Origin of the sequence: Streptomyces sp. T028, assembly GCF_048159505.1 — a bacterium.
GTDB lineage: Bacteria > Actinomycetota > Actinomycetes > Streptomycetales > Streptomycetaceae > Streptomyces.
In genome coordinates this window covers 1-2510 of record NZ_JBLRVZ010000130.1, presented here as the reverse complement: position 1 = coordinate 2510, position 2510 = coordinate 1, and the positions used below count along the sequence as shown (strand labels likewise).

Sequence of the window (2510 nt, the reverse complement as noted above, 5' to 3'; positions counted from 1 at the left end):
AGACACTGATTCGGAGGAAATTCCCTTGTCAGAACCTCTCCACGAAATCCACCTCACTTCGGAAAATGCGACCTCACGTCGCACAGCAAGTTGTTGCGACTGTATTACTCCCGACGGGAGTAATACAGTCGCGTCTCCCGCCCCAGGGGTGGCGGGAGAGGTCCAGCGCCAGGGGGCACTGGACCGTCCGGATGCGACCGAGGGCGGCTCGCATCCGAGGGGGGAACCGACCCACCCGTGTCACAACCCCCACTGCGCGCACAGCGCCCCGAACAAGCCGCCCGCGCGTAACCGCCCGCGCAAGACCAGCACCAGTAGCCGTACGCACCTGATCGCCAGCCGCTTCAACGACGAAGAGAAACAAGCCCTCGTTGACGCCGCCGCGGCGTGCGCCATGACCCCGTCCGGCTTCCTCGCCCACGCCGCCCTCAGCGCCGCCCGTGACCTCACCCGCACCGCCGCCGAGGTAGCCGGCGAACGCGAAGTGATNGCTGAGCTGTTCAGCCTGCGCCGCCATCTCGCCCAGATCGGCAACAACCTCAACCAGGTGGCAAGGACCCTGAATTCGGGTGCGGACGCACCGCACGCCGAGGCTGTTCTCCAGGCCGTGCATCGCGCCGCGAAGCGGGTGGATGCCTTCACGCAGCACCGGCTGGACCACCAGACGCGAGCCGCATGATCCCCAGAGTCCACGCGCGCGGGAAGCGCACCATCGGCCTGCTGTACTACCTGTACGGACCGGGCACCCACGAGGAGCACATCGACCCCCACCTCGTCGCCGCCTGGGACAGCCTCGCCCCCGACCCCGGCCGCGACCCCAACGCCACCTACGGTGACCTGCAGCGGCTCCTCGACCAGCCCGTCGACATGCTGGCCAAGGAGGACCGGCCCGCCAAACACGTGTGGCACCTGTCCGTGCGGGCCGCGCCGGAGGACCCGATCCTCAGCGACGAGCAGTGGGGCGAGATCGCCCGGCGCATGGTCGCGGCCACCGGTATCGCCCCGGACGGCGACAGCGCGGGCTGCCGCTGGGCGGCCGTACGCCACGCCGACGACCACATCCACATCATCGCCACCATCGTCCGCGAAGATGGACGCCAGGCGCGGCTGCGCTACGACGGCAAGCGCTCGCAGGCCGAGGCCCGCAAGATCGAGGCCGACTACGGGCTGCGGCGCCTCAACACCGGAGACGGGACCGCCGCCAAGCGGCCCACCAGCGCCGAGCGCCACAAGGCCGAACGCGAGGGCCGTGAACGGCCCGCCCGCGAGGAGCTGCGCGAGACCGTGCGGCAGGCAGCGGCCGGAGCCACGAGCGAGGCGGAGTTTTTCGACCGGCTGGCCGCCGCCGGCGTGCTGATCCACAAGCGCGTCGCACCGTCCGGTGACCTGCTCGGCTACAAGGTCGCCCTCCCTGACGACCGCAACAAGGACAAGGAGCCCGTGTTCTATGCGGGCTCCACGCTCGCCCCGGACCTGTCTCTGCCCCGCATCCGTCAACGCTGGTCCGGTAACGACACGTCCCGCGCGGCCGGCGAGGCGCTGTCGGACCATGACTCCGGCGCGGTCCCAAACGGTCCGGCTACGGCGCGGCGCAGTGCGGCCACGGCGGCATGGCAGGCGCTGCTGGTCATCGACCAGGGCGACGACGCGGTAGTGGCCGCGCAGATCGCCGCCGCCGGGGAGGTCCTCGACGCGCTCGCCAAGACCTCCGCCGCTCACACCCGTGCCCAACTGCGAGAGGCAGCCTTCGCGTTCGAGCGGGCCACCCGCTCCCACATCCGGGCCGAGCGCGGGCACGACCGCGCCCTGCGCCAGGCCGCCCGCGACCTCGTCTACAGCGGCCCCGCGCTCGGCCGCGGGGAAGACGGGGCGACCACGGCGATGCTGATCGACATGGCGTTCTTCCTGGTCACTGCCGCTGCCCACTGGCACGGCAAGAAACAGCACGCCCAGCAGGCCGCCGCAGCCCGTGAGGCCGCCGAGCACCTGCGCGCCGCCTATCAGGCCGCCGCCGGCATGCCCATCGGCGTGCTCTACCAGCGGGGCCGGCGACTGTCCCAGCCCCTGCGGCACAAGCAGATCGCCTACCTGCGCCAGGCGGTGCCCGAACTGGCCGAACAGGTCCTGGCCGAGGCCGGCTGGTACGCCCTGGCGGCTACTCTCGCCGACGCCGAGAGCGCCGGCCATGACCCGGCCGCGCTGCTGACCGAGGCCGCCGAGCGGCGGGAGTTGGACACCGCCGGCTCGATCAGCGACGTGCTGGTGTGGCGGCTGCGCCGCATGGCCGATCTGCCAGCCGACGCATCGACAATGCCCGATCCCGGCGCCACTGCGGCAGCCCGGACCCGCGGGCGTACTGCGCAGGCTTCCACTCGCCGGACGGACCGGCCGCGCAAGCCGAGGTGATTCTGAAATTTTAACGTTGCGGCAGGTCAGATGCTTAGGGCACTCTCCATGTGCCCGCCAGACGACACAGGGATGGAGACCGCATGTTCCGACGCCGTGCCCGC

Annotated in this window: 2 protein-coding genes; both read left to right on the top strand. The window is 71.1% G+C overall.

Annotated elements, in window-relative coordinates; all coding sequences use genetic code 11:
• The first annotated feature begins 328 nt into the window (after window positions 1-328).
• Entirely contained in the window at window positions 329-679 is a 351-nt protein-coding gene (locus tag ACLZN2_RS50855; RefSeq protein ID WP_416987078.1) for a plasmid mobilization protein, read from the top strand.
• Window positions 676-2406: a relaxase/mobilization nuclease domain-containing protein gene (locus tag ACLZN2_RS50850; RefSeq protein ID WP_416987077.1), complete on the top strand. Its 1731-nt coding sequence runs from the start codon at window positions 676-678 to the stop codon at window positions 2404-2406. Before ACLZN2_RS50855 ends, ACLZN2_RS50850 begins: the two co-directional genes overlap by 4 nt.
• Window positions 2407-2510: the final 104 nt, after the last annotated feature.